Source organism: uncultured Nostoc sp., assembly GCF_964245575.1.
In the GTDB taxonomy this organism is placed as follows: Bacteria; Cyanobacteriota; Cyanobacteriia; order Cyanobacteriales; family Nostocaceae; genus Nostoc.
The window spans coordinates 1-6,464 of record NZ_CAXTNP010000368.1 but is presented as its reverse complement, the minus strand read 5'-3'; the positions used below and the strand labels follow the sequence as shown (position 1 = coordinate 6,464).

Below are 6,464 nucleotides of genomic sequence, written 5' to 3'. Positions count from 1 at the left end.
AATGTAATCAGGCAATTTTTTTAATTTAAATGCGTTTTAAAGTTTTAATTAAGAATAAAATACTTTATAAACTTTTGGTAAATATTATGCAAAACAAAAATCGATTAGCTAGAGTTTTAAGTATTAATTATGTTTGAAGATGCATATAATTAGCCTGGGTACTACAAACCAGAAGCATTTCGCGCACCGGACTGCCCTTAAGCCTGGCTAGGCTTCTATCCTGAGGGCATTTATTAATGTGGAGACTCAGAGATAAGTTGGTATAAAAACATTTACAATAAATAATAAATTAAAACAATCGCATTTGTTGATGGAGTTGATATATAAAAAATGCAGATAAATAGCCAGACTCCAGAGTATAAGCAAAATATTCCGTTAAATACCTTAACTCACATCATCGGCACTCAAGTTCTAGAGGCATGTAATGAGACTCAAGTAGTTGATTGCGATCTGTGCATCCATGAGATGTTTGAGATGCAAGTAGAGCGATCGCCTCAAGCAATAGCTATAGTATTTGAAGATATACAACTTACTTATCAGCAGTTAAATAAGCGGGCGAATCAACTAGCGCACTACCTACGTACTTTGGGAGTTGGGCCTGAAGTACTTGTGGGAATTTGCCTGGAGCGTTCTTTGGAGATGATCGTAGGAATACTGGCTATTCTCAAAGCTGGAGGCGCTTATGTGCCTTTAGATCCGGCATATCCCCCAGAGCGTTTAGCCTTCATCTTATCAGATACCCAGACACCAGTGTTGTTGACCCAAGAGAAATTGGTCAAGAACCTACCACCGCATCAGGCGCAAGTGCTTTGTCTAGACTCAAACTGGCAAGGTAACATCCAAAACAGTCAAGAAAATCCTATAAATCAAACGACGGTTGATAACCTAATCTACGTAATCTACACATCTGGTTCTACAGGACAACCCAAGGGTGTAATGATCCCTCATGGTGGTATCTGCAATCAACTATATTGGCGGCAAACAAACTTTAGATTAACTCCAGCAGATAAAGTTTTACTGACTATTTCTTTTAGCTTCGACCCCTCAGTGTGGCAAATATTCTGGCCATTGTGCTTTGGGGGGCAATTGATCCTGGCTCGCCCTGGTGGACAGCAAGATACTGCTTACCTTGTGAAGGTGATTACTGAGCAGCAAATCACTGTCTTGGCCTTAGTACCTTCTATACTGCGTGTCTTACTGGAAGAAAAGGGAATTGAGAATTGCCGATTTCTCAGGCATATTACCTGCGGTGGTGAAGCTTTACCTAGCGAACTCATAGAACGCTTCTTTGCCCAATTGAGTTTGGACAATGTTTTCCATAATTGCTATGGCCCGACAGAAGCTTCCATTGATGCTACTTTCTGGACTTGTCAGCGCGGCACTAATTACACCATTGCTCCCATTGGTCGCCCCATTACGAATGCAGAGATTTACATCCTTGATGAAAATTTGCAGCCTGTGCCTGTTGGTGAATCAGGTGAACTGCACATTGGCGGTATTGGTCTAGCACGAGGTTATCTTAACCGTCCGGAATTAACCACAGAGAAGTTCATTTTCAACCCTTTTAGCTCTGAAGTTGGGGCACGTCTTTACAAAACTGGAGATTTGGCACGTTTTCTACCAGACAGTAATATCGAGTTCCTTGGTCGTATTGACTACCAAGTGAAAATTCGTGGCTTCCGAATAGAATTGGGAGAAATTGAAGCGATATTAAGACAACATCCGGCACTGACACAGACTCTAGTCATAGCTAGAGAGGATGTTCCTGGTGACAAGCAACTCGTAGCATATATTGTTGCCAACCCAGAGCAAATTCCTAGTCAGGTTGAATTGCGTCGCTTTTTGCAAGGTCGGTTGCCTGAATATATGGTACCCGCCTCCTTTGTATTTTTGGACAACCTGCCATTAAACCCCAACGGCAAAATAGACCGCCGCGCTTTACCTGCACCGCATACATCTGATCTTGTGTCAACTAACTTTGTCCCACCCCAAAATGCTACAGAACAGGTCTTAGCTAGCATCTGGGTAAAAGTTTTGCGTTTGGAACAAGTAGGGATTTACGACAATTTTTTTGAATTGGGAGGCCATTCACTGCTGGCGACTCAAGTCATGTCTAGGGTTCGCCAAGCCTTTCAGATAGAAATGCCGTTGCAAATCCTATTTGAGAATCCAACGATCGCTAGTTTAGCTCAAGCGATAGCTCAAACCCAGACTCAAGAAAATGACCCCCACAACCAGACTATTCTCCCAATAACCAACCGCGAGTCAGTCCCTTTATCCTTTGCCCAGCAGCGAGTGTGGTTTTTGGAGCAGTTGGAACCTAACAGCCCAGCTTATATCATCTCCAATGCACTGCGCTTAACGGGCGAGTTCAGGGCGAGTATATTGCAACAGGCACTAAATGCGATCGTTATTCATCATGAGGCATTGCGAACAAACTTTATTACATCGCCGGATGGTAGCCCCATACAAGTTATTGGCAAGCCTCGGCCAGTTGAACTCAAGATAATTAAAGTAACACAGGAACAGGTACAATCTCTTCTAAATCAAGAAGCGCAACGCCCCTTCAACTTAGAATCTGACTTGATGCTGCGAGCTAGCTTGCTCCAAATAGACGAACAGGAGCAGATACTTTTGTTGGTGATGCACCACATCGCTTCAGATGGCTGGTCAATGGGCATTCTCTGGCAGCAGTTAGCATCTCTTTATGAAGCCTTGTTGAGCGGTAAGCCTTCTCCCCTGGCACAATTACCCATTCAGTATGCCGATTTTGCTGTCTGGCAGCACCAATGGCTATCGGGTGAAGTCCTCTCTAGTCAAATAAACTACTGGAAAACCCAGTTAGCAGGTGCTAATACTGTACTGGAATTGCCTACCGACCGCCCACGGCCACCAGTGCAAACTTACCAAGGGGCTGCCCAATCCTTAATGCTACCGCAGACTCTGAGTGCATCGCTCATAGAACTCTCGCGTCAGGAAGGTGTCACCCTATTTATGACCTTGCTGGCGGCCTTTGGGACAATCCTGCACCGCTACACTGGGCAAGAAGATATTCTCATCGGTTCTCCCATTGCTGGACGTAACCGTTCTGAAATTGAAGGGTTGATCGGATTTTTTATTAATACCGTCGTTTTACGGGCTGATTTTTCCGGCAATCCCAGTTTTCGTTCGGTGCTAAGTCGAGTTCGCCAGATGTCATTAGGTGCTTATGCCCATCAAGATATGCCCTTCGAGAAACTAGTAGAAGAACTGCAACCAGAGCGAGATACCAGCCGTAACCCACTGTTTCAAGTGTGGTTTAATATGCTCAACTTAAAGGATATCAAACTAGAACTACCTGGGGTGGCTATAGAACCAGTTTCGATGTTAGAAACAGCTTCTAAGTTCGACTTAACTTTGTATGTAACAGAAAAAAATCAGGGAATCCAACTTGATTTAGTCTACAACACTGATCTGTTTACTTCAGAGCGGATGATGGAAATGCTGCATCAATTCCATCATTTGTTGAATCAAATTGTTACTACAACAGATAGCCAGATTAGTTTGTATTCTCTTGTGACACCAGAAGCCCGAACTTTGCTACCAGAACCAAGGGCAGTTTTGCCAGAACCTCGGTACGAATTGGTAACAACAATGTTTACCTCTTGGGTAAATCGCACCCCAGAACATTCGGCACTCCGTCAAGGATCTCGCACTTGGAATTATGGGGAATTAGGCAAAAGCGCTCAAGCCTTAGCGGGGGTGATGTTGGATCGCAAAGTCCAACGGGGAGATGTTGTAGCCGTGTTCGGGACACGAAGCTTTGGACTGATTGCGAGTATGAACGCTGTACTTTTGAGTGGCGGTGTTTTACTGACTCTCGATCCAAAACTTCCCAGCGATCGCCACTTGCTCATGTTAAAGGAAGCTAAAGCTAAATATATATTACATATTGATAGTCAGTGCCCAGAAGACAAAGAAATATACACATCTTTAACGCTCATCTGTGTAAACCCAGACACAGGAGAAGCGATAAATTCACCCCATAACAGCAGTAAAGCAATAAACCTGCCTGAAATCGCTGCCGATGATCCAGCTTATATTTTCTTTACTTCTGGCACCACTGGTATACCTAAAGGGGTGCTGGGATGTCACAAAGGGATGGCGCATTTTCTTAACTGGCAGAGGCAGACATTTGAAATTGGTCAGCAAGACCGTGTGGCCCAATTGACAGGTCTTTCCTTTGATGTAGTTCTTAGAGATATTTTCTTACCTTTGACTAGTGGTGCAACTCTGTGTTTGCCAGAGGAAGGGGATAACCTAGAACCAACTAAAATTTTGAATTATTTGGAACATGAGCAAATTTCTGTGCTGCACACAGTTCCATCGCTGGCACAATCATGGTTAGCCAATGTACCGTCAGGAGTCTATCTACGTAACTTACGCTGGTTGTTCTTTGCTGGAGAACCTCTCAAGGAGACACTTGTATATCGGTGGCGGGATGCTTTTCCAGAATCAGGTGAAATTGTCAATCTCTATGGGCCGACAGAGACAACTTTGGCGAAGTGTTATTACAGGATACCTGTTGAGTGTACACCAGGGATACAGCCAGTAGGATTGCCGCTCCCTGAAACTCAAGCACTAGTTTTAACACCAAATAACCAACTGTGTGGGATTGGTGAACCAGGCGAGATCGTTATGAGAACGCCATTCCGCACTTTGGGTTACATAAATGCCCAAGAAGAAAACCGTTCTCGGTTTGTGAAAAACCTCTTTCGGAATGACGAACGAGATTGGCTTTATTATACAGGCGATCGCGGTTGCTATCGTCCAGATGGCTCTCTGGAAATTCTCGGTCGCCGAGATCATCAAGTTAAGATCCGTGGGATACGCATTGAGCTAGGGGAAATTGAGACGGTGTTAGCGCAACACCCGAATGTACTCCAAACTGTAGTAATTGCCCGTGAAGATGTTCCTGGGGAGCAACGTTTAGTGGCTTACATTATCCCGAATCAAGACTGGGCATCTACAATTAGTGACATACGCAGCTTCCTCTTGACAAAGCTCCCACAGTACATGCTCCCTTCGGCTTTCGTTTTGCTGGACACCATGCCTCTAACCCCCAACGGCAAGGTAGACCGCCGCGCCTTACCTGCACCCGACTTATCAAGGCAAGAGTCGGAAGCCACCTTTGTTGCTCCCCGCAATGAAGTGGAACGCCAGCTAATACAGATTTGGGAGGAAATTTTACGTGTCCAGCCCATTGGCGTCAAGGATAACTTCTTTGAGCTAGGAGGACACTCCATCTTAGCAGTAAAACTATTTTGGCAAATTGAGAAGACATTTGATAAAAATCTGCCTCTTGCCATTCTCTTCCAGTCAGGGACTGTAGAGGCTCTAGCCAAAATAATCTGCCAAGAAGATTTAGCAGCAAACAAAACTTCAGTAAATACCTTAGACAAATCAAGAACTACTTGGTCATCCTTGGTAGAAATTCAACCCAATGGTTCCAAGCCACCTTTTTTCTGTATTCACGGACTGGGTGGAGAAGTCTTGTGTTTCCATGAATTGGCACAGCATCTGGGGCCAGACCAACCATTCTACGGACTACAACCACAAGGGTTAGATGGAAAACATCCTTTCGATACACGGGTTGAAGATATGGCAACTCACTACATTCAAGAAATTCAGACCCTTCAGCCCAATGGCCCTTATTTTCTGGGAGGTTATTCTTTTGGGGGTGTAGTTGCTTTCGAGATGGCTCGGCAACTCCGAGAACAAGGCGAACAAGTTGGTATTCTAGTTATGCTTGATAGTTGTCGTCCAGGTTATAGCTGGCGGGCGTCATTTCTCAAGCGAGTTTTCTTGCATTTAAATAATATTGTTCAACAAGGGCCAGCCTACCTTTGGCAAAGGGCTATAAGATGGAGTTATTGGCGTAAGTCTCTTCTCCAAAATACATATAACCGTTACTTGGAAGTGGCACTAGATTTAGCTGTAACTGATAAGCACTTAAAGATTATAGATGCTAACACTCAAGCCGTTAGTGAATATATTTTTCCAGTTTACCCTGGTCGAGCTATTCTCTTGCGAACAGAGGATCAAAATCGGGACGAAGCTATAGCTACACAATACGATCCTCAATTCGGTTGGGGCGAAGTAGTTGCTGGAGGGTTAGATATCCATTACGTTCCCGGATCTCACCTTGGCCTACTTAATGAGCCGCATGTACAGGAGTTAGCCGAAACATTGAGAAATTGCTTAATCCAAGCGCAGTATCGAAAGAATTAATTTGACAACTCGCTACCTTTGCAAAAAAAGTCAATCGCCCGATTGATTCCTGGAAGAGTTGCTCAATCTATGGGAGTAATTTTAGCGGTGATTAGTACACCCGCTTAAACCGCTTGGAAAATCTCCTGGCTGTTCCACCGTAACCGTTCACAGGAGTTGTCCCGCTACTGTAAAAAATAGGTACAGATAGATGG

1 protein-coding gene is annotated in these 6,464 nt (G+C 44.2%); it reads left to right on the top strand.

Features of this window, described 5'->3' with window-relative positions; all coding sequences use genetic code 11:
• Positions 1 to 330 precede the first annotated feature (330 nt).
• Positions 331 to 6,270, top strand: a complete 5,940-nt coding sequence (locus ACFFAP_RS34510) for an amino acid adenylation domain-containing protein (RefSeq protein WP_375515431.1) — start codon at positions 331 to 333, stop codon at positions 6,268 to 6,270.
• Positions 6,271 to 6,464: the final 194 nt, after the last annotated feature.

Excerpts from the sequence above, each read along its gene's own strand:
- ACFFAP_RS34510 (WP_375515431.1), top strand. The coding sequence starts at position 331 with ATGCAGATAAATAGCCAGACTCCAGAGTATAAGCAAAATATTCCGTTA.